This is a genomic window from Streptomyces sp. NPDC002520, from assembly GCF_053595235.1.
In genome coordinates this window covers 161869-186554 of record NZ_JBSFXG010000016.1, presented here as the reverse complement: position 1 = coordinate 186554, position 24686 = coordinate 161869, and the positions used below count along the sequence as shown (strand labels likewise).

16 protein-coding genes and 3 pseudogenes are annotated in these 24686 nt (G+C 68.2%); 4 read left to right on the top strand and 15 right to left on the bottom strand.

What is annotated here, in order from left to right:
* Positions 1 to 24: 24 nt before the first annotated feature.
* A complete protein-coding gene (locus ACWD5D_RS23305; RefSeq protein ID WP_451374654.1) occupies positions 25 to 9207 on the bottom strand; it encodes a golvesin C-terminal-like domain-containing protein in 9183 nt (3060 codons plus the stop codon).
* Between the two features lie 352 nt (positions 9208 to 9559).
* Here ACWD5D_RS23305 and ACWD5D_RS23300 point away from each other — a divergent pair, with 352 nt between their 5' ends.
* The 3 genes and pseudogenes from ACWD5D_RS23300 to ACWD5D_RS23290 all read left to right on the top strand — a co-directional run.
* Entirely contained in the window at positions 9560 to 10030 is a 471-nt protein-coding gene (locus ACWD5D_RS23300; RefSeq protein WP_451374653.1) for a hypothetical protein, read from the top strand.
* A gap of 186 nt (positions 10031 to 10216) precedes the next feature.
* Positions 10217 to 10987: pseudogene (locus ACWD5D_RS23295) on the top strand (IS256 family transposase); the annotation flags it as partial.
* Positions 10988 to 11042: 55 nt separating this feature from the next.
* Positions 11043 to 11791: pseudogene (locus tag ACWD5D_RS23290) on the top strand (ISAzo13 family transposase); the annotation flags it as partial.
* A gap of 811 nt (positions 11792 to 12602) precedes the next feature.
* Here ACWD5D_RS23290 and ACWD5D_RS23285 read toward each other — a convergent pair.
* The 9 genes from ACWD5D_RS23285 to ACWD5D_RS23245 form a co-directional block, all read right to left on the bottom strand.
* Positions 12603 to 13325: a hypothetical protein gene (locus tag ACWD5D_RS23285; protein ID WP_451374652.1), complete on the bottom strand. Its 723-nt coding sequence runs from the start codon at positions 13323 to 13325 to the stop codon at positions 12603 to 12605.
* 607 nt (positions 13326 to 13932) lie between these two features.
* A complete protein-coding gene (locus ACWD5D_RS23280) occupies positions 13933 to 14958 on the bottom strand; it encodes an ABC transporter permease (RefSeq protein ID WP_451374651.1) in 1026 nt (341 codons plus the stop codon).
* Between the two features lie 5 nt (positions 14959 to 14963).
* The gene (locus ACWD5D_RS23275; protein WP_451374650.1) at positions 14964 to 15788 is read right to left on the bottom strand and encodes an ATP-binding cassette domain-containing protein; all 825 of its coding nucleotides are present in this window, start codon (positions 15786 to 15788) and stop codon (positions 14964 to 14966) included.
* Positions 15788 to 16786 (bottom strand): sugar ABC transporter substrate-binding protein, encoded by a 999-nt coding sequence (locus ACWD5D_RS23270; RefSeq protein WP_451374649.1) that lies wholly within the window; start codon positions 16784 to 16786, stop codon positions 15788 to 15790. Before ACWD5D_RS23270 ends, ACWD5D_RS23275 begins: the two co-directional genes overlap by 1 nt.
* Before the next feature lie 29 nt (positions 16787 to 16815).
* Complete coding sequence (locus tag ACWD5D_RS23265; RefSeq protein ID WP_451374648.1) at positions 16816 to 17778, bottom strand: alpha/beta hydrolase; 963 nt, start codon at positions 17776 to 17778, stop codon at positions 16816 to 16818.
* The gene (locus ACWD5D_RS23260; RefSeq protein WP_451374647.1) at positions 17775 to 18779 is read right to left on the bottom strand and encodes an alcohol dehydrogenase catalytic domain-containing protein; all 1005 of its coding nucleotides are present in this window, start codon (positions 18777 to 18779) and stop codon (positions 17775 to 17777) included. Before ACWD5D_RS23260 ends, ACWD5D_RS23265 begins: the two co-directional genes overlap by 4 nt.
* 299 nt (positions 18780 to 19078) lie before the next feature.
* Complete coding sequence (locus ACWD5D_RS23255; protein WP_451374646.1) at positions 19079 to 19741, bottom strand: DeoR/GlpR family DNA-binding transcription regulator; 663 nt, start codon at positions 19739 to 19741, stop codon at positions 19079 to 19081.
* A 37-nt stretch (positions 19742 to 19778) separates the two neighbouring features.
* Positions 19779 to 20183, bottom strand: a complete 405-nt coding sequence (locus tag ACWD5D_RS23250; protein WP_451374645.1) for a type IV toxin-antitoxin system AbiEi family antitoxin domain-containing protein — start codon at positions 20181 to 20183, stop codon at positions 19779 to 19781.
* Positions 20180 to 21025, bottom strand: a complete 846-nt coding sequence (locus ACWD5D_RS23245; RefSeq protein WP_451374644.1) for an IS5 family transposase — start codon at positions 21023 to 21025, stop codon at positions 20180 to 20182. Before ACWD5D_RS23245 ends, ACWD5D_RS23250 begins: the two co-directional genes overlap by 4 nt.
* Positions 21026 to 21079: 54 nt before the next feature.
* On the opposite strand from ACWD5D_RS23245, the pseudogene ACWD5D_RS23240 reads away from it, so the two are divergent.
* Positions 21080 to 21838 (top strand): annotated as a pseudogene (locus tag ACWD5D_RS23240) (transposase); the annotation flags it as partial.
* 127 nt (positions 21839 to 21965) lie between these two features.
* On the opposite strand, the gene ACWD5D_RS23235 reads toward ACWD5D_RS23240, so the two are convergent.
* Genes ACWD5D_RS23235 through ACWD5D_RS23215 form a run of 5 tightly spaced genes read right to left on the bottom strand, consistent with a single transcriptional unit; the run spans position 21966 to position 24666 of the window.
* A complete protein-coding gene (locus ACWD5D_RS23235) occupies positions 21966 to 22106 on the bottom strand; it encodes a hypothetical protein (protein WP_451374643.1) in 141 nt (46 codons plus the stop codon).
* 41 nt (positions 22107 to 22147) lie between these two features.
* Positions 22148 to 23164 carry an iron-containing redox enzyme family protein gene (locus ACWD5D_RS23230; protein WP_451374642.1) on the bottom strand — a complete coding sequence of 339 codons (1017 nt, stop codon included), beginning with the start codon at positions 23162 to 23164 and terminating at the stop codon, positions 22148 to 22150.
* The gene (locus tag ACWD5D_RS23225) at positions 23161 to 23373 is read right to left on the bottom strand and encodes a CDGSH iron-sulfur domain-containing protein (RefSeq protein WP_451374641.1); all 213 of its coding nucleotides are present in this window, start codon (positions 23371 to 23373) and stop codon (positions 23161 to 23163) included. Before ACWD5D_RS23225 ends, ACWD5D_RS23230 begins: the two co-directional genes overlap by 4 nt.
* Positions 23357 to 24049: a HemK2/MTQ2 family protein methyltransferase gene (locus ACWD5D_RS23220; protein ID WP_451374640.1), complete on the bottom strand. Its 693-nt coding sequence runs from the start codon at positions 24047 to 24049 to the stop codon at positions 23357 to 23359. The genes ACWD5D_RS23225 and ACWD5D_RS23220 overlap by 17 nt, the downstream gene beginning before the upstream one ends.
* A 14-nt stretch (positions 24050 to 24063) precedes the next feature.
* A complete protein-coding gene (locus ACWD5D_RS23215; protein ID WP_451374639.1) occupies positions 24064 to 24666 on the bottom strand; it encodes a flavodoxin family protein in 603 nt (200 codons plus the stop codon).
* Positions 24667 to 24686: the final 20 nt, after the last annotated feature.

Genomic DNA, 24686 nt, shown 5'->3' with positions numbered 1-24686 from the left:
TGGCTTTCCCTTCAGAACGGTCGGTTACAACAGGTGATCAAACGTGCCGCGGCGGATCTGTGTCAATGCCCGCTTGAGCGCGTTCATACCGGTTCGGCGGCCTGCCTTCGGCCCGACGCCCTGACCGTGCGGGTAGTCGAAGCTGTAGCTGACCTTGTTACCGCCGAAGGTGTTCATCAGGAACGTGTCACAGCCCGCGTAGTCGCACGGCGCGAGCTCGGTGTATACCCGGGTGACATCGTCCGGGGTCACACCCTGGCTCTGCAGGTGCTCCCATGCCCTCTTCTCGGAGTGCATGGCGCCCTTGCCGTTCTTGCTGCGTGCCGCGTACGTGAGGAGCTGGTCGCCCTTCTTGTACTCGATCACGGCGACGTTGCGGCCGCCCCGCAGCCAGTTGTGCTTGGCGCGGGCCTTGATCGCCTCGACGCTCAGTCCCTTGCCGTACTCGACCTTGGTACCGCACTGGTTGTGTACGAGGACGTCGAGCCCACCGGCGATGACGTAGAAGTCATGGACGCCGTCGACGGTGAGGTTGTGGACCCGCCGGTGCGCGGTGTGGTGCTCGACCGCGGTGATCTGCACCCAGGTGCCGGCCGAGGTCTGCAGCCACTGGCCGCGCTGGAGCTTCCCGGCCTCGGCCCACTTGCCCGGCTCGGGCAGCCAGAACTCGTGGTTGTCGGTGGCGGTCAGCTTGCCGGTGGCTCCGGTGCCGTGGTCACCGTCCTGGGCCTTCAGCGTCAGGGTGACCAGGTGCTTCTCGCCCACGGTCGTACGGGTGTGGGTCACCGTCCGGGTCCGGGTGTCACCGGACTCGACATCGGTGGCCTTGACCTCGTCCCCGGCACGCAGTTCCTCGATGGGCCGGGTGGCGCCGTCGGCCATCAGCACCGGGGTGCCGGACGGGAAGCTGTTCGCCTTGCAGCTGGGTGCCGCCGGCTTGTCCGGGGTACTGGTGTTGCCGCCGTCCTGCTTGGGCGGGGACGCGCCGTCCGCCTTGCGGGCGTCGTTGGCCGTGTCCACCGCGTTCGTGGCGTCCTTGACGTCGTCGGCCTTGTCGACGGCCTTGCGGGCGTCGTTGGCCGTGTCGAGCGCGTCGATGCCCTTCTTGGCGTATTTGCCGGCCTTGACGGCACTGGCGCCGTACCCGATGAGCGGGATCGCCGAGGACATCGACAGGGCCGCGTCGACGTAGTTGCCCTCGGCCGCGTACCAGATGCCGTTGGCGACGTCCGCGACCTCGCCCACGACCGGGACCAGACCGACGACGTCCAGCGCCGCGTGGCCGATGTCCGACAGGGAGAGCCCGAACAGGTGCCCGTCGAGCTCGACGAAGCTGATCGGGTTGCCGCCGGCGAAGGCGTAGCGGTTTCCGGTGAACGGGTCGGTGGCCAGCGCCATGTCGGCCAGGGCGCCGCCGTACGAGTCACGGGTCAGGAAGCGGTTCAGACCCGGGTCGTAGTTACGGAAGCCCATGTCGTACGTGCCCGACGCCGCGTCCCAGCGAGCCGAGTTGAAGCGGAAGGCGTTGTACGAGTCCTTGCCGGGGTTGGCGGCGTCCGGTTTGTCGGCGCCGGTCATCTGTGACTTGTCGTCCGAGCCGTAGGCGGTGTAGCCGTAGGTGGCCCGGGTGTTTCCGTCCTCCTTCGTGATGGCCTCGACGTCACCGCGCGGGCTGGTGACGTACTGCGAGTACTCCTTGCTCCCGTCGTCCTTGTGCTTGATCTGGGTGGCCTGCTGGCCGGACGGCAGGTACTGGTAGTCCTTGTCGACCTTGCCGTTCAGCTCCTCACGCAGGACCTGGTTGTCGATGCCGAGGTAGGTGAAGGCGGTGGTCTTGGACTCGGCGCCGGAGGTCGTCTGGGAGACGGTCCGGTCGAACGGGTCGAAGACGTACGAGGTGGTGACGGCCGCGGCGCCGGTTCCGGCCCGGGCCTTCACCGTACGGTCGAAGCCGTCGTAGTAGTACTTCTCGTCGGTCTGGCCGCCGGTGCTGACCGTGTCGAGCCGGCCGAGCGGGTCGTAGTTGTAGGTGGACGTGATCCCGTCCGAGGACGAGGACAGCAGACGGTTGCGGTCGTAACGGTGGGACATCGTCGTCCCCTCGACCGTCTGCTCGATGACGTTGCTGTTGCGGTCGTAGGTGTACGCCTCGGTGGACGGGCTGTCACCGGCCTTGGTGACCTTGGCGATCCGGTCCTGCGGGTCGTAGTCGAAGGTGTATGTGTTGTTGATGTACGCCGCGTTGTCGTCGGCGTTCATCAGCTTCAGCACGTCCTTGGAGCGGTGGCCGTTGGCCGAGTACTCCAGGTCGTGCTGCGAGGCGACCGTGCCGTTCGCCTTCTTCTCGACGGACTGCTTGACCGACCCGTCGAGGTAGTAGGTCATGTCGAGCGTGTTGCCGTTGGGCTTGGTCTCCTTCAGGAGCATCCCTCGGGCCGTGTAGGTCATCGTGGTGATCTGCTGATTGCCCGCGGTGGGGGAATCGGCGTTGGTGACCTTGCTGACCAGGTCCCGCTCGTCGTACTCGATCTTCGACCAGGTGAGGTCGTGGGTCGAGGTGACCGGGTGACCGTTCTCGTCGTAGGCCAGCGAGCTGGTGTTCTTCACCACGCCGGCCGCGACTTCCTCGACCTTGGCGACCTGGTTGAGACCGTCGTAGGAGATCCGGTACGTGTCGATCTTCGCACCGGGGGAGTTGTCCTTGACCTCCACCATGTTGCCGTTGGTGTCGTACCGGTAGGTGAAGTCCTTCTTCTCGTTGTCCGTCTCACCCGTGTTGGAGCGGACCAGCTTCACCCCGTCGGCGAGCACCGTTCCGTTCGCCTGGTCGGTGACGCTGACCTTCTGCGGACCGTCCTCGACGAAGGAGTAGCTGCCCAGCGAGACCCAGGTACCGGTGTTCTGTGTCTGGTCGACCGTCTTGGTGACGCTGCCGCCGTTGTAGTCCACCGTGAACTTGGCGTCGGTGGCCGCGCCCGTCATCTTCGGGTGGCGTACGAAGACTTCGTACGTCCCGTTCTGCGGGATGTTGAGCTGCCACACGAACTTGTCGGTGCCGGTGCCCGCGGGATGCGAGTAGGTGTCGTAGCCGTACTGCTGCTCGGCCTGCGTACGGCTCCAGTTGCCCTGGATCGCCGTGTTGTTGAAGTCCGAGCTGTCGACGAGGACGACCTGCTTGCCGACGGGGATGCCGTCGTCCGAGCGCGCCTTCTGGTTGCCCGACTGGTAGAAATCCCAGGTCATGGTGCGCTGCTGGGACCCGCCGGCCGAGGCGAGGGTGTTCTTGGTCTGCTGGCCGAGAGCGTTGTAGTCGTAGGACGTGGTGATGTCCCACGGGTCCTTCGAGGTCTTCGTCCAGCCGTTGTCGTAGTAGGTGTAGTCGGTGAAGTTACGGACCGTCTGGCCGTCCGACGGCGGTGCCGAGACCTGGCTGAGGTTGCCGACCGAGTCGTAGAAGTAGAACGTCGAGTCGGGGGTGCTGTAGCGAGCGTCGTCCTTGTCGAAGGGCGAGCGCTCCTCCTTCACCCGGTTCAGCTCGTCGTAGACGGTCTCCGCAGTGTAGTCGGTGGTGTCGTCGGTGGTGGCGACACCGCGTGGGGTGATCGTCTTGGTCTGGTTGCCGACCTGGTCGTACTCGTACCGGGTGGTGCGGTAGCTGATGTTGCCCGCACCGTCCTTGCTCGTCGGGAGCTTGGACTCCACCAGAGCGCCGCGCTCGTCGTAGGTGGCCAGGGACTCATTGCCCTCGGCGTCCGTCTGGGCGACGGACAGGCCGTCCTTGTCGTAGCGGGCGGTGGTGAACTTGCCGATGGCGTCGGTCGTCTTCACCACCCGGTGGTTCAGGTCGTACTCGTAGAGGGTGGTGTAGTCCGTCGTGTCCGCGGTGGCGTTCTTCCGCGGGTCGACGATCTTGGTGACATTGCCGACGTTGTCGTACGTCGACGTGATCCTGCCGCCGGCCGCGTCCGTCACCTCGACCGGCTGGTACAGCACGTCGTACGTGGTCGTCGTCGTGTAGTCGCCCGCCGTGGCGGTCTCGTTGCCCCTGGGCTCGGTCTGCGTGAGGACGTTGCCGACCTTGTCGTACGTCATCGTGGTCCGACGAGCCGGATCGGTCGCCAGGTCGCCCGGCGCTGTCTGCTCCCCGGCCTGGTCGGCCTTGTCGTACACCGACGTCGTCTCGGCGCCGTTGGGTCCGAAGGCCTTGGTGATGTTGTCGTTGGCGTCGTAGACCGGAGCCGGGGTCGTGATGAAGACGCCGCCCGCCTGGTCCTTGGGCTCCTTCTTCTCCAGCGGCCGGCCGAAGGTGTCGTAGGTCTGGGTGACCTGCGCGCCCTGGGTATTCGTCACCTTGGTGACGTTGCCGCGCACGTCGTACTCGAAGGTCGACGGGTTGTTCAGCGCGTCGCTGATCGTCGCCGGGAAGCCGGTGGCCTGGAAGCCGCTGTAGCTCGTGGCGTGGCCGTTGGCGTCGATCGCCTTGGTCAGCTGACCGTAGGTGTCGTACTCCGACCTGGACGTGTAGTCACCGGCCGTGGCGGTGGCCACGCCCTTGGGGTCCGTGACCGAGGTCAGGTTGCCATGGGTGTCGTAGCCGAACTGCCAGGTGCGGCCCTCCGGGGACTTCTTCTGGAAGAGGTCCGCGACATAGCCGTTCAGGCCCGTGGAGTAGGTGAAGGTCTGTGCCGCCGTGCCGTTCTTGTTGGCCTCGGCGTCCTTCTGCTCCAGCGGGTAGCCGGTCTTCGGGTCGTACGACCAGGTCGAGACGGCCCCGTTGGCCTCCTCCAGACGCGTGACGTTGTTGTCAGCGTCCCAGGCGAACTTGGTCACCTCCGCCTTGGCGTTGGTGATCTGGTTGGCACGTCCGTAGCCGTCGATCGACTGCGTCGTGGTGTGGTTCTCGGCGTCCGTGACCTTGGTCTCGATGAACGAGCCCGCGGTGCCGTCCGGGTCCGTGTAGACGTAGCCGGTGGTGCCGCCCAGCCGGTCGGTGATCGTCTTCGTGTTCCAGTGGAACTTCGGATCGTCACCCACCTGCGGGTAGTAGTAGTCCAGGGACGTCGAGTTGCCGCGCGGGTCGGTGACCTTGACCAGCTTGACGTTCTTGTTGCCCTGGGTGGCGTCGTAGACGAACTTGAAGACCTTCGGCTGCGTGGAGCCCACGCCGTCGGTCAGCTCGCCGAGCAGGCCCTTGTCGCTGTAGACGAACTCCAGCTTGCGGCCGGAGATGTCCGTCATCGACTTGACGTGGTCGATGATCTTCGGGCTGGTGAGGTTGGTGCCGGTGACCTTCGTGCCCGCGTCATTGATGTACGAGTACGACTGGCCCTTGGCGTAGTAGTCGACCGTGAGGGTCTGACGGCCCGTCGGGTCGGTGATGTAACGGAGGAACTTGGTCGGCTTGTTGTTGGACTTGCGCTCCTCGTACGTGTACGACTGCGTGTTTCCGTTCTTGTCGACGATCGACGTCAGATAGCCGTCGCAGTCGAAAAAGAACTGGGAGCGGTCCGGACGCGTCAGCGACCACGCCTTCGGGTCGCCGTCCTTGTCCGGGGTGCAGTCGACACCTGAGCCCTGCTGGAGGAGGTAGTGGACGCCCGAAGGGGCCTTCCACGTGCCGTCCGCCTGCTTGCGGAAGATGTGCTCGGTGCCGTCGCCGTCCGGCAGCGTCACCTCGGTCGGGTTCGGGTTCGGGTGGAAGTCCAGCGCCGTGCCCAGCCGCAGCGGCATCGCGGCCTGCGCCGACCAGCCGTGGCCGAGGACAGTGTCGGAGGTGTCCTGGGAGTTGTACGCGAAACGTACGAACGTCGACAGACCGCGCCCGGGGTTGTTGAAGGCGTTGTACTGCCAGACCGTGTTGCCCGCGTACAGGTTGGTCATCAGCGTCGAGCCGGCGCCGGTGTTCTTGCCCGCGTACGAGTAGAACTTCTCCAGGCCGAGCTGGTTCGACGTCGGGTCCTCGGTGCGGACGTTCTGCGCGAGCGGCGGGATGGACTCGGTGGCCGAGAGCCAGGTGCCGGCGGTGTTGTTGCGCAGATCCCACTTGAGGAGGTAGTCGAGCCGCTTGTTGCCCGAGTCGGAGTTGATCGGGGCCTTCAGCTGCGCCTTCACCGTCACCGTGTCGCCGGGGTACAGGTCCTTCGGCAGCGCGGTCTGCAGCTGGTTGCCGCCCGTCGTGGCGTCCGTGCCGTCGGGGAGGGACCAGGTGTAGGAGAGCGCGTAGTCCGCGGCCTTCCACACCGAGGTGGTGGTGTTGGTGAGGGTGACGTCGACGGTGTAGGTGTCGCCCGGGATCATCCGCGACGGGGTGTAGGGCGCGAAGTAGGTCGAGTCTGTCGACTTGTCGATGTACGTCACGACGAGCTGCGGACGCAGCTGCGGCTCCTCCGCCTCCGAGGAGAGGAAGATCGTGCGCTCCTGCGGACCGGCCGTCGACTCGTCCTTGAGCCGGATCGCCACGCCCTTGTTGCTCGACGGGGTGGTCACCCAGCCCTGGGCGAGCGAGGTGAGGTACCAGCTCTGGCGGGCCGGGTCGTTGGTGACCGTGCCGACCGTGTCGGCGACCGCGGCGTCCATGTCGCCGCCGGCCGTCGTCCACGCGGTGGTGGAGGTGGCGTTGTTCCAGGAGGCGGCGGTCTCGTCGAAGTCACGGGTCAGACCGTGGGCTTCGTAGATCGCGCCTGCGGTGTCCGTGGTGGTGGTGAAGCCCCACATGTCGAGCTGGGCTTCCAGCACCCGGGAGTTGGCGGGAATCGCGCTGACGCCGGGGAACTTCAGTAGGGCGCGGGTCTTGCCGTAGGTGGTGGAGTTGTTGCCCACCGACAGCCAGTTCCGGGTGAGCCCCGAGTCGGAGATGGTGTCGTGGCCGGTGGTCGGCTGCGCGGACGACAGGGTGGTGTCGGTCTGTCCCGACTGGAGGACCAGGGTCGTACGGCCGGCCTTCGGCAGCTTGACGATCTGGGTCGGGGCTGGGATGACCTGCCCGTCCTTCGTCTTGACCGCGACCATGTAGTAGAAGACGTTCCCGAACGAGTCGGCGGAGTCCGCCGGGGTCGGGGTGGCCGTCGAGTCCGTGAACGTGGTGGCGTCCTTGGACACCGGCGAGACCAGGGTCTGCGACGACGGCGTGAAGGACTGGTACACGCTGCGGTGGACCTGGTACTCGACGATGTCGTCGCCCGTCGCGGTCGACGGGTCGGTGTACGCGGGCCAGCTCAGGTCCGCGCCGGTGGCGTGGATGACCTGCGGGGCGTTGACCGCGACACCCTGGCGGCCCCAGGTGAGCACCAGCTTCGGGTAGTTGGCGGACTCGCCCTTGTAGGCGTACTCGGCCGCCTCGTAACGCGGGCCGCCCTTCGGACCGTTGGCGGACTCGTCGCCGGCCTTGATCACGAAGCCGTTGTTCGCGTACGTGCCGTCGATCCACTGCTGGACGGTCTTGGTCACCGAGAAGGAGTGCCAGGTGTTGGACTCGTTCGGCTGCTTGGTGACCACACCGCCCTTGCTGAACCGGACGGCGTCCGCGAGCACCGCGGTGGTCGTCGACGCGGGCCCGTCACCGAGCACGACCTTGCCCAGCGTGCCGGCCTTGAACGGGTGGGTGCCGAGCGTCTTCCACACGCCGCCCGTGCCGGCCTGCTGGTTGACCGTGTAGGCCTTGGTGCCGCCGTCGTAGGTGACGGTGTACGGGGCGTTGGTGGCGCGGTCCGAGGCCGGGACGTAGTGCGCCTCGACCTGGTAGTTGCCGTCCTCGGGGAGGTTCGGCTGCCAGGTGTACTTGTCGCCGGCGACCGCGTCCTTGTTGTACAGGTAATCCTGGTTGACCGCGTACTGGGTGTACGTGGTGTTGGTGGAGGCGGGCCAGGCGCCCTGCGCCGACGTGGTGCCCGCGTCCCGGTCGTCGACCAGGACCGACGTGCCGGACAGCTCGCCGGTGAAGCCGCTCGCGCTGTTCCAGGTCGCGTTGTTCTCCAGCCAGGCGTTTGTGGCGCGGTGCGCCTCCAGCTGGACCTCGTTGTCGGCGGTGGTGTGCGTCTGGTCGTAGTAGAGCTTGAGGTCGGCGGAGTCCAGCTTGGTGCCCGCGGGCACGCCGGACAGGCCGAACTTCACCAGGGCGCGCGAGGCGCCGGTCGTGGTGTTGCCGACCGAGAGGCGCCAGCTGCCGTCGTAGTTCGCCGCTGGGTCGTCCGAGGAGATCATCACGTCCTGGGACTGCGACGGCGTCGGCGCAATGGAGATCGTCGGGTCGACGACCACCGGGTACTGGCGCCCCTTCGCCGCGAGCCAGGCGGCATCCGGCCGCAGGCTCACGGCGTACGAGCCGTCCTTGCCGGTGAGCGACTGCTGTACGGCGTCGGAGCTCTTGGTCCCGTACGGCGCGCTCGCGTCCTTCTTGGCGTCCGTCATGAACGGCGCGGGGATGAGCAGTTCGGGCCGGCCGGGCCCGGAGCCTTCGCTGAAGAGCGCGATGGAGCCGTTCTTCCGCCTCTTCGCGCTCAGCCCCTCGGTGGTGAGGGTGAAGTCGTAACGGGGAGTGCCGGCGGGCCGTCCGCGCAGGACGATGCCCTCCTTCACGGTCCCGTTGCCGACGGTGTACGTCAGGTCCGCGCCCTTGCCGAAGGCGTCACGGTAAGTGACAGCGTTGCCAGCTACGTGCGGCGTCAGCTTCGAGGCTTCGGCGCCCTTGATGCCGATGGCCACCCAGTGGCCCTTGTCGAGCTCGAACCGCACCAGCTGCTCGGGAGAGCTGCCGAAGTAGGTGCGGGCGAGGTTGGTGGTGTTGGCGTAGCGGAAGCCGCTCCGGTCGGCCGGGGTGAGCGAAGTGTCGATCGGATGCCAGGACTTGGCCTTGCCCTTGCCAGTGGAGTAGTCGGTCGCCACGGTGGAGACCTCGGACTGCACCCTACCGTCGGACAGTTGCCAGTGTCTGGAGTATGGTGTGCGCCTGTTCTCCAGCTCCCGGACTCGCTTGGGCTTCGCGGTCGGCTTGCCCTTGGCGAGGTGCTCGTTGCCGGGGACGGCGGTGTCGGGAAGCTTCGGCGGTTTCGCCTCTTCCCGGTCGTCGTCGGAGAACCAGCTCTTGATGCCGTCGACTATCGAGTTGCCGTCATCGGGCGAGGCGGCGAAGGCCGGCGTCGGCGCGAGAGTGGCCATGATGGCCACCGCCACGCTCGTCGCCAGGAGCCGTCTGGCTCGTGGTCGGTACATGAACGTTCCTTCCGTGGAACGGGCATTGGGCCCGCGCTGAGCGGTCGGACAGTGGACGACTGGGACGCCCACCTGGGCAGGGCAGATGTAACGGCGCGGTGGTTCTAATCACTCGGATGACGCCATGTCAAGCGACATCGCAAACCCGGCATTTCTCCGGTGTCTTGATTTCGACGCCCGAATTGTCTGCGCGCTGGATATCCCGGCAGGGCACCCGGTATAAGGACCCGGTTCCGGCCCTCAAGCACCCAAGAACGCGAAAAGAAAGATCATTCCGATATCCCGGCCCGCAGTCACGGATACGCACTGGCCCAACGCAAAGGAAATCTTCGTGAATAAGGAGAGGGACACTATGGAAACCGCTGCGGACGCCAGCCCCGCCAAGCCGGCTGCAGGCCGGCGCCCCGACCGCGCCGGCCTCCTCGTCGCCGCCGCCGTCCTCGCGGCCTGCGCCGGACTCGTCCTGTACGGCATCCTCGGCACCGACGGCAATGACAGCACACCCACAAAGCGCACCCCCACCGCCGCCGTCACCTACGAAGTCACCGGCACCGGCATCGCCGACCTCACCTACCAGGCTCGCAATGAGACCGGGAAAGCCGTCACCGTCCAGGACAGCCGCCTGCCCTGGCACAAGACGGTTCAGGTGCCCCTCGGCCAGGACCCGGTCATCAGCATCGTCCTCGACGAACACGGCGGCACCGCCCGCTGCACCCTCGCCATCCGCGGCCACCATGCCCAAAGCGCCACGGCCACCGGCGCCTTCGGCCGCGCCACCTGCTCCAGCCCACTGACCGCCAGCGACGCTGACCGGCAGGGCTGAACCCACACACCTCAACACACCGCACCGGCATCGGACACTATTCATCCGAAAGGTTGCGTCCAGGGAAGTGGTGTACCGGTTCCCACCTGATCCGGGTGTTTGTCCCGGCGTCGGAGTGAGGGTCCGGATATAAGAACGGCCACCGGCTGATCTTCGAGATGTCTAGGCTCGAAGGAGATCAGCACGATGACCGCACCAAACAGTCTGCCCCTGCACGCGCTCGCTGAGGACAATCTCGCCGCGGCGAGTCCCGATCTGCTGCGGGCGATGGTCAAAACGTTCGCCGACGCCCTCATGTCCGCGGAGGCCGACGCCCTCTGCAACGCCGAATACGGGCAGGTCACCGACGAACGCGTCAACCACCGCAACGGCTACCGCCCGCGCGAGTGGGACACCCGCGCCGGCACCGTCGAACTGGCCATTCCCAAGCTGCGGCAGGGCAGTTACTTCCCGCACTGGCTCCTCGAACGCCGTCGCCGGGCCGAGCAGGCCCTCATCAGCCTGGTCGCCACCGCCTACCTGCTCAGCGTCTCCACCCGCCGGGTCGAGAAACTCGCCGAGTCCCTCGGCGTCACCCAGCTGTCGAAATCCCAGGTCAGCGCCATGGCCAAGCACCTGGACGAGCAGGTCGCCGCGTTCCGCGACCGGCCGCTGGACGCCGGGCCTTACACGTTCGTCTGGGTCGACCCGCTCACGCAGAAGGTCCGTGAGGGCGGCCGGATCATCAACGTCCACGCCCTGGTCGCCGTCGGCGTGAACGCGGACAGGCACCGCGAGATCCTCGGCATCGACGTCGCCACCGCCGAGGACGGCGCCGGCTGGCTCGCCTTCCTGCGCTCACTGACCGCCCGCGGCCTGTCCGGCGTCCAACTGGTCGTCTCCGACGCTCATACCGGCCTGGTGAGCGCGATCGGCGCGGTCCTGCCAGGCGCGTCGTGGCAGCGATGCCGCACGCATTGAAGCCGTCAAGAATCAAGGTTCTGCTTTACAGGTGTGAGCTCGTTGTCAGGGTATGGCCGTTCCCAAGGAGATCTATTCCCAACTCCGCTGCAGGTTCTCGGTGTTGCTACCCCATCTGAACGAGCGGCAGCGGCGGCTGGCCCTGGCTACCGAAGCCCGGCTGATCGGGCACGGCGGGGTGCGGGCGGTGGCGCGGATCGCGCAGGTCAGCGAGACAACCGTGCGCCGCGGGGTGGCGGATTTGGAGGCGGGGGCCGGTCCACTGCCGGACGGGTGCGTGCACCAGGCGGAGGCCGCAGGCGGGCCGAAGACACCGATCCGTCCCTGCTCAAAGCCCTGTTGGGCCTGGTCGAGCCGGATGAGCGGGGTGATCCTGAGTCGCCGTTGCGGTGGACGACGAAGTCGCTGAGGAACCTGGCAGAGGAGCTGACCCAGCAGGGGCACCCGGTGTCCGCGCCGACTGTGGGCCGACTGCTCAAGCAGGAGGGCTTCAGTTTGCAGGCGAACGTCAAGACCCTCGAGGGCTCCCAGCACCCCGACCGGGATGCCCAGTTCCGCTACATCAACGAGCAGGTCAAACAGCACCAGACCGACGGTGAGCCGGTGATCAGCGTGGACACCAAGAAGCGGGAGCAGATCGGACGGCTGCCCATGGCCGGCCGCGAGTGGCGCCCCAGGGGCGAGCCGGTCCAGGTCGAAGACCACCACTTCTTCTTCAGCGGCCCGGATGTTCAGCAGGCGATCCCGTACGGGATCTATGACATCGCCCGCAACACCGGCTGGGTCAACGTCGGTGTCGACGAGCGGGGCCAACTCGATGCAAAGGTCCGCGAGTTCCGTGCTGCCCAGTCCGGTCAGGCGTGGGTCCGCCAGTCCGGATTCGGCGGCCAGGGCGGCCAGTTCGCTCTTCCAGACCCGGTAGCGGAACGGCAAAACGGTCCTTGCTGATCGCGATGCCGCGCCGACCGTCAGCCAGGCAGCCGCGGCGGCGTCTTCCCTCAGAAGCTCGGCGACAGAGAGCGCGTCGTGGTTGCCGTCCTCTATCTGCGGAGACTGTGCACCCTGGATGTCCTTGCCGACGGCCACCCGCACCCGGGCCGGTCTGCGGGTCGAGGCGCCAGATCGCTCAGGTCGAACGTGCCTCCTGCAAGCGCCGGCGGCGAACGTCAGCGACTGCGTCGGGCTGAGCCGCCGCACGGGGTACACGGCCGTCTCCTCGGGAACCGGAGGCAATGACCACCCCGGGACGAGGACCCGACGCGCCGCACCGGGTTCGCCGGAGGTGGCAGCGGGCGGTGGGAGAGGGCCGGCGCACTCCACAAGGCGCCGACCGCACGCAAGTGCCCGGCGCTGCGCGTTCTCCACCGTCTGGACCGGGACTCCGAATGCGTCGATCAGACCCTGAGCACGCATCGAGGCGAGCAGGGACACCGGGTCAAGGGGCTTCATAACCCCTCCTCACGCTCTCGACGCCGCAGGAGGACCGTGGCTTCAGCCTCCTCGCGGTGCAGGTGGACCGGGTGCAAGTACGTAACCCACCCGACGCGGTCAACAATCAGCGCAATGGCGATCTCCAACCGGTACGGAGCCTCGGGGTCGGCATCCAGCCCGATCACGTCCGCCAGCGGCCGCGCTGCAGCTCGCCCGTCAGATCCGCCCCGTCGGCCTCCAGCAAGACGCGCTCGGCCAGATGCTCCTGGCGGCTGCGCTCGCGGGTGCGGGCCTCGCTCATGCGCTGAAGCGGGTCGGCTTCCGGCGTCACGTGCGGCATGGACGGCCGACGGCGGACTCTGGAGTAGGGGGCGAACTCCTCGACGGCCCGCATGAGCGAGCCGGCGTCGATCCATACGGTCGGGGGGTCCACGACAAGGCTGTCACCGAATTGAGCGAGCAGGGCGAGCGGGGCGTGCCGGGCTGCTTCGAGGTACTCCTCCGCGCTGAGCACTTCGAAGTCCAGCGTTCGGCCACCTTGCTCGACGATTCGCTGCACCGCGGTGTCCAAAGCACGCTCATATCGCTGTTCGACGTTCAACAGCGCCACGGCCTGAAAGTCGAGACCATGATCGCCCGGGAAGTGCTCGGAAACCGCGCGATTGAGATAGACGACCTTCTCCCGCAGGCCCGGATGATTGTGCTCCCGCTGCTTCTCGGCCAACTCCTTCAGACTGGCACTCACCACAAGGCGCTCAAGGTGCATCGCGTACAGGTTCAGCATCTGCCGACAGGACAGGAGATTGGCCTCAACGGTTGCCCGGTCGCGGATGCGCTGGCCGATCAGGGTGCTGGTCTCGTCGAGAAGGGCAGCCAGTTCGTCGATACCCCGGTGCCGGCGCAACCGTTCGTGGACCAGGACGGCTGGGCCGACAGCCGGGTGAAGTGCGTAGCGCTGCTGGTGCTTCTTCGCAATGTACGGCTGAATCGCACCGTAGTGCTCGAAGATCGCCCACCGCGAGTCGAAGAATGGCTCCGGCCCCCTCCAAGAGCGCGTCCTTGAATTTGGCCACCACCGCACTGAAGGCGCGAACATTGAGAGTCTGCTGTCTTGGACTGAGCCGGACAAAGCGGTCGCTCGCCCCCTGGGGCGAGACAGGTCCCCCATCAGGCTTCTCGGCATCCACGGCCGGCACTTCCCGCAGTCACAGAACGAATGCGCAGATTATCCGCTAAAGCGATATATGCAACAAGGTCCCTACGCGGCCGGCCCGAGACACCACAAGCCCCCTGCGGCATGTAGGCCCCAGCCTCCCGGGACAGAACACCAGCCCAGGCCACGCGCCAGACCGCGCTCGGATGCGATCACGTGGTACCTCGATCACAGACTTACTGACTTCGGCGTTTTGAGGTGATTGGCATGGTTCATGCGGCTGACTGATGGGCACCTGCGCGGTACGTCGTTGGTATGCGCTATGCGGATGGGGGCGGGCTGACGGCGAAGGGCCGGGTCATCTCTTGCGGAAGATCCGCGAACGCCGCAGGTAGTCGACCGCGACGGCGCAGATCAGGATGCCGCCGACCACGATGGTGTTGTACTGCGGAGGGATATTCGACAGCACCAGCGCGTTGTCCACGAGCGACAGCAGCACGGCGCCGATCGCGACGCCCTGGATGCTGCCCATGCCGCCCATCAGGCTGACGCCGCCGATGAGGACCGCGGTTATCGCGGTCAGCGTGGTGGACGTCCCGCCCGCGGTGACCTGCCCTGCCCCGACCCGCGCGGAGTACAGCATGCCGCCGAGCGCGGCGGTGGCCGCCGCGATCACGTACAGCGCCAGGTCGAGCCGGAAGACCCGCAGCCCGTTGCCGACGGCGGCCTGTCGGTTGCCGCCCAGGGCGCGGACGTTCACGCCGAACCGGGTGTGTTCGAGCAGGAACCAGAACACCGCGCCGATCACGATCGCGATCAGCACGATGTTCGGCAGCCCGGCGATGCTGCCCTGCCCGATCTTCTGGAACGACGTCGACAGCGGCAGCACGTCGTTGCCGCCGGTCACCAGGTTGTCGATGCCGGTGAGTACATAGGACGTGCCGAGCGTCGCGATGATGGGCGGCACATGCAGATAGGTGATGACCGCGAAGTTCACCACCCCGGCCGCGCAGCACAGCGCCAGCCCGATCAACACCGCCAGCGGCCACGGTGTCCCGTCGACCATCATCTTGCCCGTCAGCAGCGCGCCGAGCGTGAAGAGGGCGCCGGCCGAGAAGTCCAGGCCGCCTCCGATGATCAGCAGCGCGGCCCCGCAGGCGACCACGAAGTAGATCACGCTGCTGCGCAGCACCTCGGTGAGGTTCGCGTTGGTCAGGAAGTGGCCGTTGCGGGACGCCGCCACCACACCGACGGCGAGGATCACCAGGAGCAGCGTGGTCTCCTGGCGTACGAGGAGCTTGGCCAGCAGGCTCTCCCGGTCTCCGCCCCCGGTGCCGGGCTCGCCGTCCGCCGGGCCGGCTGCCTTGTCTGTCGATGTGGTCAAGGCCATCACGCCTCCTCGGGGTGGTGGTCGGGATCGGCCGCGGGCGGGTCGGCCGGCACGGCGCCGGTGATCATGCCGACGACCTCTTCGCGGGCCACGTCGGCGACCCGCCGGGTGCCGACCGTCCGGCCGAGGCGCAGCACGGTCACCCGGTCCGCGTGCGAGAAGACGAAGTCGAGGTCGTGGCTGACGATGGCGACCGCCTTCCCCGACGCCCGCAGTTCGTCGATGATCTCGCCGACATGCGCGGTCTCCTGGACGCCGAGCGCCGCGGTCGGCTCGTCCAACAGGATGATCGGCCGGTCCATCCGCACGGCCCGCGCGATCGCGACGACCTGGCGCTGGCCGCCCGAGAGCAGGCCGACGGGCGTGCGGACGTTGCCCACACGGACCTTCAGGTCCTTCAGCACCGCCGCAGCCTCGCGCTCCATGCGCCGCCGGTCCAGCACGATGCCCAGCTTGCGCGGCAGATTGCCCAGCGCCAGGTTGTGCGCGATGTCGAGGCACTCGACCAGCGCGAGGTCCTGGTAGACGACGGCGATGCCGTGGTCCTGCGCGTCGGCCGCGGAGCGTAGGTGGCCGACCTCCTTGCCGTTGACCGCCACCTCGCCCTCGTCGGCCCGGTGGATACCCGTGATGATCTTGATGGTGGTGGACTTGCCCGCGCCGTTGTCCCCGACGATGGCGTGCACCTCACCGGCGTACGCGTCCAGGCTGACGCTCTCCAGGGCCGAGACGGAGCCGAAGTACTTCCGGATGCCGCGCAGCCGGAGGGCCGGCACGGCAGCCGGCGTGGGGGCCGGTGCGGCGGCCGGGGCGGGGGTGCCCATCAGCTCCAGCCCTTGCTGAGCAGGCTCTGGTACTCGTCCTTGCCGACCACCTTGATCGGCACCTTGATGGAGGGCGCGGACTTGCCCTTGTGCACGTCGAGGACCCCGTCGACCATGCCCTTGGCGGGCGTGCAGACGTCCTGCAGGAACATGAGGTTGGCCTCGCCGTCCTTCATGGCCTCGGTGCCGCCGTTGTCGTGGCCCTGGGCGAGGAGGAAGGTCTTGCCCTTCAGCCCCTTTGACTTGATCGCCGACACAGCCCCCGGCGTTGTCGTGCCCATGTGGCTCGCGATCTCCGTGATGCCCGGGTGCGCCGCCAGCAGGGCGTTGACCTGGGGGAGCGCCTTCCCGGCGTCGTCCCCGGTGTAGACCTCGCCCGCTATCGTCACGTTGGCGGTCTTCTTGGCGGCGGTCTTCATCCCGTCGAGCCAGCTCTTCCCGACCCCGGTGTTGGCGGCGGCCACCAGGCCGAGCACGTGCTTGCCGGGCAGCTTGGACACGGCGTTGACCATGTCCTCGCCCATCGCGGTCCAGTCCGGCCCCGCGTTGAGGTCGGCGCCGCTGACCGCACCGGTGGAACCGTAGAACGTGCCAGTGACGATCTTGGCGGACTGCGCCTGCTTCAGCACCCCCGCGAAGGCGGTGCTGGCCGGGAAGGTGACGATCGCGCCCTTCTTGTTGGCGGTGGCCTGCTGGATCTGCGAGATCATCGCGTTCGCGTCCAGCGCCTGCCCAATCGGCCCGCTCTCCGTGTACTCGGCGCCGCGCTTCTTAGCCTGGTCCTTCATACAGTCGCCGATCTTGCGCCACGCCGGGTAGTTGGGCAGCGGGTTGACGAACTGGATCGACAGCGCGCCGGAGCTGTGCGAGGTCCCGGTGCCGCCGCCGGCGGCCGGATCGTCGGTGGAACAGGCGGCCAGCCCGCCGACGAGCAGCGCGGACACGGAGAGCGCACCGACGGCACCGACACGGCGGAGGGGGACGGGGATGTGTGACATGTGGACTCCTTCGGGATGTCGTACGCGGCTCATGCCGTGTCGGAGGTGAGGGGGGAGTCGGGGGTGGCGGGTTCGAGGAGGGCGCGGACGGCGCCGGCCAGCTCGTCGACGGCACGCCGGGCGGCCGGCACGACCGGGTAGTAGTCGGCCCACCCGTGGGTCAGCGTGGGATGGCTCTGCAGCTCGACCGGGACGCCGGACCGGCGCAGCCGCCCGGCGTACTTCTCCACCGCGGAACGGAGCGGGTCGAAGCCGCCGATCGTGATCACGGCCGGCGGAAGACCTTCGAGGGAGGTGGCGAACCCGGGCAGCGCATAGGGATCGGCGCGGTCCTCCGGGCGGCTGAGATACCAGTCGACGTACGTCACCATGTCCGCGCGGGTCAGCATGAACCCGGTGGCGTACGCCCGCATCGTCGCGGTGCCGGCGTCGTCGTCGATCACCGGGTAGAGGAGCACCTGCCCGGCGAGCGCCGTGCCGCCCTCGTCGCGGGCGCGCAGCGCCACGCACGCCGCGAGGGTTCCGCCCGCGCTGTCGCCCGCGACGACCAGCGGCACGCCCGGGTAGCGCGCGCTCGCCCACAGCAGGCTGTCATAGGCGTCCTGGAAGCCGGCTGGGAACGGCCGCTCGGGCGCCAGCCGGTAGTCCACCGACACCACCGCGGCACCGGTCGCGACGGACAGCCGGCGCGTGATCTTGTCATGCGTGTCCAGGTCCCCGGCGGCGAACCCGCCCCCGTGGAAGTAGACGATGACCGCAGCCGGCGCGGCACCGCCCGCCGAGTACACCCGCAGCGGTATCTCACCGCCCCGCCCCCGTATGACGTGGTCCTCGACCCGGTCCACCACGTCGGGCGTGAACCGGGCGCCCTCCAGGCCGCGGATGGCGGTCCGCGTCTGAGCGCGCAGAGCGCCGGGGCTAAGCTCGGCGGCGGGAATCCCGAACGGCGCCTGGTCGATGAGTTCCCGCACCCGCGGGTCGACGGTGGTCACTTGACCGCTCCGTCCGGCCGGATCGCGACCTTGAGTCCGGAGCCGGCCCGGAACGTGGCCACCGCGTCGTCATACCGCTCGATCGGCAGCTCGTGCGAGACCAGCGGGGCCAGCCGCTCGCCCCAGCCCTGAGCGAGCCGGACGGCCCGGTCGAAGCTGTCCAGCACCGCCATGCTGCCCACGATCGATATCTCGTTGCGGTAGATGTCGAAGGGCCGGATGCTGGCGCTCGCCCCGGGCTCGGCCACACCGAAGCACTGGAAGACGCCGCCGGGCCGCACCCGCGTCAGCCCGTCCTCGATGGCCCTGACGACACCGGTGCAGTCGATGACGGTCTCCCAGCGGGCATCCGGATCGAGTTCCCCGGGCCCGGCCACCGGCAGTAGCCCCAGCGTCGCGGCGAGCGCCCGCCGGGCCGGGTTCGGCTCCACGATGTGCACGGGCTCGGAGCCGGTGTCCGCGGCGAGCAGCCCCATCAGCAGCCCCATGGTGCCGGCCCCGTAGACGAGGTAGCGGTCGCCCGGATTGCGGGGCAGCACGTCGAACCCGTGGATCACGCACGACAGCGGCTCGATCAGCAGGGCCCCGGCGTGCGGGATGTCTGCGGGCAGGTCGTAGGCGAGCGCCGCGGGCACGCGCACCAGCTCGGCGGTGGCGCCGTCCATGGTCACGCCGAGCGCCTCGTAGTTGAGGCACAGATTGCTCCGCCCGCGTCGGCACTCGGTGCAGGAGCGGCACGGGATGTTCGGATCGACGGCGACGAGGGAGCCGACCCGCGAGCCGTCCACCCCGCGCCCCACGGCGACGACCTCGCCGTAGAACTCGTGGCCGGGGATCAGCGGAAACCGGTCGTAAGGCAACTCGCCGTCGATGAGGTGGATATCCGTCCCGCAGATGCCTGCACCGCGGACAGCGACGACGAGATCGCCTTCACCAGGCGTGGGGTCAGGCACTATCCGGACATCGACGACGCCGGGCCGCTCGATGACGACTGCATGCATGGGCTGCTCGCTTTATGCGTCCAAGACGCTGATCAGGGTTGCTTGGCCCTGATCAGCGTGTGCCTCGGAAATCCGGGAGGCAATGCCGGATGTAGCGGTACGAGCGACCGGTTCAAGTGCATCGGGCATCCGACGGCCGTGAAGGAGCGGGACGCGTATGAAAGGCGCGAGACCTGCTTGTTCGGTCCTCGGGGTGATCTGACCGTACTCTGCAGGCCCGCGGAAGCTGCGTTGAACCGGTCGCGATGACCGGGAGCCGTGCCCGATCCGTAAACCTGGGCGCCCGATGGATGCCCGCTTCAAACCCGGGTGACGACCGGGCCCAGCGCCGCGAGCCGCCGAGCCTCGGTGGCCGAGAGCCGCCGATCGCTGATGATCGCGTCGAAATCGGTGACCTCGGCGAAGCGGCAGAAACTCGACGCCCCGAACTTGGGACTGACCCCGGTGAAGACGCGCCGCTTTGAGACCCGAATCGCGGTCGCCTTCACCTCCGCGACAGCCGAATCGGGCGTGGTGAGCCCGTACTCCCGCGAGATCGCGTTCGCCCCGACGAAGGCGAGATCGATCACGAACTTGCTGAGCATCTCCGTCGCCCAGTGGTCAACGGTGCCGAGCGTGTTGCCGCGGACCCGGCCGCCCAGGACGTAGACCGTCACGTCGTCACGATCCCCGAGCAGCGAGGCGATCGGCAGCGACGCCGTGACCACGCGAAACCGGTTCTCGGGGAGCGCCCGGGCGATGAGCTGGGGGGTGTAGCCCTCGTCGATGAAGATCGTCTCGGCGTCGCCGACATGGCGGACGGCCTCGGCGGCGATGCGTTGCTTCTCGCCCGAGTGCTCGACTTCGCGGGTCGGCAGGCTGGACTCGTAGCCCGCCGTTTCGACGGGGTAGGCCTGCCCGTAGGCGCGCCGGACGAAGCCGCTGGCTTCGAGCACCGAGAGGTCGCGCCGGATCGTTTCCACCGATACGTCGAACCGTTCTGAGAGGTCTGAGAGGGCGTTAAGTCCGTTTCTGATAGCAGCCGCGTCCCGGTTGGGTGAGGAGTCCCTGGCGGACGAGTCGTCCCAGGCGGGAACGGGTGACGTTGATCGAGGGCTCGTCGGTGGGCAGGCCGAGGTGCTCGTGCAGATCGCGGACGCGGAACACCTTCCCGGGGTGCTCGTTGAACGCGGTCACGATGCGCTGGTAGACGGTGGCGGTGGCGGTCTCTGCGGGGGCCGTTGCCTGGTCAGGCGGGGTGAGGTCGTCGATGACCTTGCGGGTGGCGGCGAGCTCGGCCAGGCGGGCTTCGGTCTCGACGAGGGCAGTGGTGAGCCGCTCGATCTCCTCGCGCAGGTTGTCGGCTCGTGCGGCGGTCTCATCGTGTTCGGTCTGCAGCAGCCGCAGGAGTTCGCAGACGTTCACGCGGCCAACTCCACGTCGTCACGCCAGGCGGGGGCAGGGGTGGTGAGGCGGCGGAGCATACCGGCGGTGGAGGCCCAGTAGACGCGGGAGGCCGCGTTGTCGGGCCGGTGGTCGTAGTCGCGGGCGAGGCGCCGCTGCAGCATGAGGGTGCCGTTGACCTGCTCGACCACCCACCGCTTCGGTTGCGGGACGAAGCCTTTGCCCTCGTCGTCGGGGTTGCGGCGGACCACCTCGACGGTGATGTCCTTCACCGCCCCGTGGATGACCACGGCGTCCTTGAAGCCCTGGTCGACCAGGACCTTCTCCAGCCGCATCCCGCACCGCTCGGCCGCCTGGTCCAGCAGGGCGATGCCGGCCTCGTTGTCGTGCGCGCTCGCGGCCAGCACCACCACACCGATGATCAGGCCCAGCACGTCGACGGCGAGCCCCCGCTTCCTGCCGGGCGTCTTCTTGTTCGCGTCCAGTCCCGTCGTCTCCTTCGGCACCCCGGCCGCCACGCGGACGGACTGAGTGTCGATGATCACCAGGGACGGGTCCTCTAATCGTCTGGACCGCTCCCGCACCTGGCAGCGCAGGATCTCCTGGATCCGCTGGTCAAGGCCGTCCTCGCGCCACAGGCTGAAGTAGTAGAACACCGCCGACCAGGCCGGGAAGTCATGCGGCAGGAGCCGCCACTGACAGCCCGTCCGGTTCTGGTAGAGCAGCGCGTTCACGACCTCGCGCAGGTCGCAGGAGCCCGGGTCCCCGGTCGCCGACCGCGCCACCCGCTCCTGCTTCCACGCGGTGACCAGCGGCTCGATCAACGCCCACTGCTCGTCGGACAAGTCGGTTGCGTACGGCATCCTTTCCCTGCCCGCGACTCCATCATGCACACGACATGACACGAGGACGGAACCACCGCCGCCGACCACATCACCACCACCCAACTCGCCCTGATCCAACTCCCCAAACACCTACGGCGGGGACGGCAGACACTGATCCGCACCGACTCCGCCGGCGGCACCCACGCCTTCCTCGACTGGCTCTCCCGCCGGGGTCGGTAGCTGTCGTATTCCGTCGGAATGACCATCACCGACACCATCCACCAAGCCGTCCTGAAGATCCCGAAGAAGGCGTGGACGCCGGCCTACGACGCGAGCGGCACCGAGCGGCCCGGCGCCTGGGTCGCGGAGATCACCGACATGCCCGACCTGAGCACGTGGCCGAAGGGCATGCGGCTGATCGTCCGCAAGGAACGGCTTCACCCCGGCGCCCAGTTGCGCTTCACCGACCTCGACGGACTGCGGCTGACCTGCCTCGCGACCAACACCCAAGGCGGCCAGCTCGCCGACCTTGAACTGCGTCACCGCCGACGGGCCCGCTGCGAGGACCGCATCCGAAACGCCCGCGACACCGGCCTGCGCAACCTGCCCCTGCACGACACCGCGCAGAACCAGATCTGGCTGGAGATCGTCCAGATCGCACTCGACCTCCTCGCCTGGATGCCGATGCTCGCCCTGACCGCGGAAACCCGTCGCCTGCGGCTGTTATCTGCCGCCGCCCAGCTCGTCACCACCGGCCGCCGCCGCTGGCTCCGCTTCACCGCCCGATGGCCCTGGACGGATGTGATCACCCACGCGATTCAGCGACTCGCAGCCCTGCCGAACCCCGGCTGACCAGCAACTCCGACCGTCCCGACGAGCCACAGCAACATCCCGGAGCCGTGGAACCCCGACGCGACAGCCGGGCCGCCAACCTGCCCCAACCCCCGAAATTCCGCACCTCTCAAGCACAGAGTCCCTGTCAGCGAACCGGCGAGGACTCATGAACGATCGAGGTTAATGCCCAGGTCAGCGGCGATGTCTTGTAGCTCGCCCCGGGCGTGGACTCGTACAGGGCCACGCCATCGGCCTTGAACTCGTCCGAGTAGTCCTTCGTCGCCATCGGCGGTGTTCTCGCTTCCTCCGGATCAAGCAGATCCAGTATCAGTGTGTGCACCACTCAGGGGGAGGCCCCATGCGCGGCGTCCGCAGCGCACTCCGGCTATTCCGCCAAGCGTCCAGCAGCCGGGCGGCGAGGCGGTCCTCCAGGTGACCGGTCGTGCGGATGCCGAAGACCACGTCGGCTTCCAGGTGCGGTTCGTCCGCGAGCAATCCGGCGACGACCTCGTGCCGTAGGACCTGTTCATGCACCGCGTCCGCCTCGACGTGCTCGGTGTAGAAGCGGACGGCTGCCGGGCCCGCGCCCATACGGCGCAGAGCCTCGGCCAGGCGGCGAGAGGCCGGTGAGGAGGTGATCTCGACGGTGGCGAAATGGCCGATCAGCGCGCCGCGCAGGGCTCGGTGCAGGCCGAGGAGCGACATGAGGTTCACGGTGGCGAGGGCCTCGGAGGGTGCGGCGTCGAGGTAGTGGCCGTAGGAGGGGTCCAGGCCCAGGTCTGTCATGAGGTCTGCGAACAGTTGAGCGTGGATGTCGTCGGCGCGGCCGGCGCCGAACTCGTCGAACTCGACGGCGACCATGGCGGCCTTGGCCCGCCCGCGCAGCCGCGGGATCACCCAGGCGTGCGGGTCGGCCTCCTTGAGGTGGTAGAGCGAGCGCAGCGCCGCGTACTCGCGGAACTGGTCGAGGGTGCCGTGGTCGCGGAGGAAGTGGGAGAGGCTGCCGCCGATTTCCCCGACCGGTTCGAGCTGGAGCTCCTCCAGCGCCTGCGCGGCGGTGGCGAACGCGTCGCTCGGGACGTTCGCGCGCAGCGCGCCGAGGAAGTGGTGCTCCAACTTGGTGCGGAGGGCGAGGAGTCCGGGGTCCCATTCGCGGTCGTCGGGCACGTCGTCGAAGCCGAGGTAGTGGAGTTCGTAGAGGACGTACAGGGCGAGTTGGAGATCGTCTCCGTATGGGTCGATGCGGTCGGGGAGTGGCGGCAGGACGGAGTCCGGGTCCCGCAGTACGGCGACGAGCGCGGCCGAGAGCGGGCCGCGTGGGTCGGGCAGGAGCACCTTGGTCATGACGTCTCGTCCGGTTTCGTGCGGCTGCGGTGGCTGGTGTCGCACCAGGGCGGGGTGCGGGTGCGTCGGCAGGTGCAAATGGCCACCGTGAAGCGCCGGGACACGCTCACCTCGCCGTCCTCGCTGACGACTTCGACCGGTCCCTCGATCAGGAGCGGGCCGTCGCGCTGGAGGCGGATACGGCGGGGGCGTTCAGATGTGTTCGGCACGGATCACCACCAGCTCCTCTGTTGTCGTAGGGCCAGCGCTGTTGGCCACCAGGCCGCGTTCGCGCAGCCAGCCGAGGCGGGAGCGCAGGATGCGGCCGAAGGGAAGCCAGGTCCGGTCAATGACCTCCGCGCGCATCCCGGTTTGCCGGAGGCGGGCGAGTGTCTCCTCGATGCCGCTGAGGTGTGAGTGGACCATCAGCAGCCGCCCGGCCGGTCGGAGCAGCATCGGCGCCGTCGCGCAGATGCGGTCGATCAGTAGTCGGCCGTCCGTGCCGGCGTCCCAGGCGCGGCCGAGGCCGCGGGGCGGGCTGTCGCCGGGTGGTGCGGGTACGTAGGGCGGGTTGGTGACCACGAGGTCGAAGCGGCGGCCGGGCACTGCGGAGGCCAGGTCGCCGTGGCGCACGCGCACCGTCCGCCCGTTCAGCACGGCGTTGCACCAGGTGGCGGCGAGTGCCCGCCAGGAGATGTCCACGGCGGTGACCTGCGCGCCGAGCCGGGCGGCTTCCACGGCGAGCACACCGCTTCCGGTGCCGAGGTCCAGGACCTCGGTACGGCTGGTGATCCGCTCCCGGCGCAGCGCCCGGCCGAGCAGCCCGGTGTCGGTCTGCGGGCGGTAGACCCCCGGCGGGGTCCAGCAGCGGAACCGGGGAGCGGTGGTGAGGTACTCGACTGTCATCGCGGTGCCTCGGATCAGCCGATCGATGTCAGCGGCCGTTCGGCGAGCGCCCGGGCGACTCCGCAGAGGTTGTCGGCCATCGTGCGGCCGGTGCTGTGCGCCCAGTCGCGGCCGCGTTCGTCCTCCAGATAGTCGGGGCCAGGGCCGGGGCCGAGATGCCAGTACGTCCACGCCTGCCCGGGGATCGTGTAGCCGATGTCCGCGAGGGCTCCGGAGATCTCGCTGATGACGTGGGGGGCACCGTCCTCGTTCCCGGTGACGACCACGCCCGCGACCCGGTTGTAGGCGACGGGGCGGCCCTCGTCGTCGGTTTCGGACATCATCGCGTCCATGCGCTCCAGGACGCGCTGTGCCACCGAGGAGGGCCGACCCAGCCAGGTCGGCGAGGCGATGACCAGGATCTCCGCGTCCAGCAGCCGTTCGTGGACCTCCGGCCATTGATCGCCGTCGCCCGCGTCGGTGACCACCCCCGGCGCGATGGCCAGATCCACGGCGCGCACGAACTCCGCCTGCACGCCAAGCCGGTCCAGGCGAGCGGCGACCTGTGAGGCCAGTGCCTCGGTGTTGGAGGGCTCGGGGGATTTCTTGAGCGTGCAGCTGATGACCAGGGCTTTCACGGGGCGCTCCACACTGGTGT

Coding starts and splice junctions, on each gene's coding strand:
- ACWD5D_RS23305 (WP_451374654.1), bottom strand. CDS start 9,207: ATGTACCGACCACGAGCCAGACGGCTCCTGGCGACGAGCGTGGCGGTG.
- ACWD5D_RS23220 (WP_451374640.1), bottom strand. CDS start 24,049: ATGACAGTCGAGTACCTCACCACCGCTCCCCGGTTCCGCTGCTGGACC.
- ACWD5D_RS23245 (WP_451374644.1), bottom strand. CDS start 21,025: ATGCCGTACGCAACCGACTTGTCCGACGAGCAGTGGGCGTTGATCGAG.
- ACWD5D_RS23260 (WP_451374647.1), bottom strand. CDS start 18,779: ATGCATGCAGTCGTCATCGAGCGGCCCGGCGTCGTCGATGTCCGGATA.
- ACWD5D_RS23275 (WP_451374650.1), bottom strand. CDS start 15,788: ATGGGCACCCCCGCCCCGGCCGCCGCACCGGCCCCCACGCCGGCTGCC.
- ACWD5D_RS23235 (WP_451374643.1), bottom strand. CDS start 22,106: ATGGCGACGAAGGACTACTCGGACGAGTTCAAGGCCGATGGCGTGGCC.
- ACWD5D_RS23300 (WP_451374653.1), top strand. CDS start 9,560: ATGGAAACCGCTGCGGACGCCAGCCCCGCCAAGCCGGCTGCAGGCCGG.
- ACWD5D_RS23230 (WP_451374642.1), bottom strand. CDS start 23,164: ATGACCAAGGTGCTCCTGCCCGACCCACGCGGCCCGCTCTCGGCCGCG.
- ACWD5D_RS23270 (WP_451374649.1), bottom strand. CDS start 16,786: ATGTCACACATCCCCGTCCCCCTCCGCCGTGTCGGTGCCGTCGGTGCG.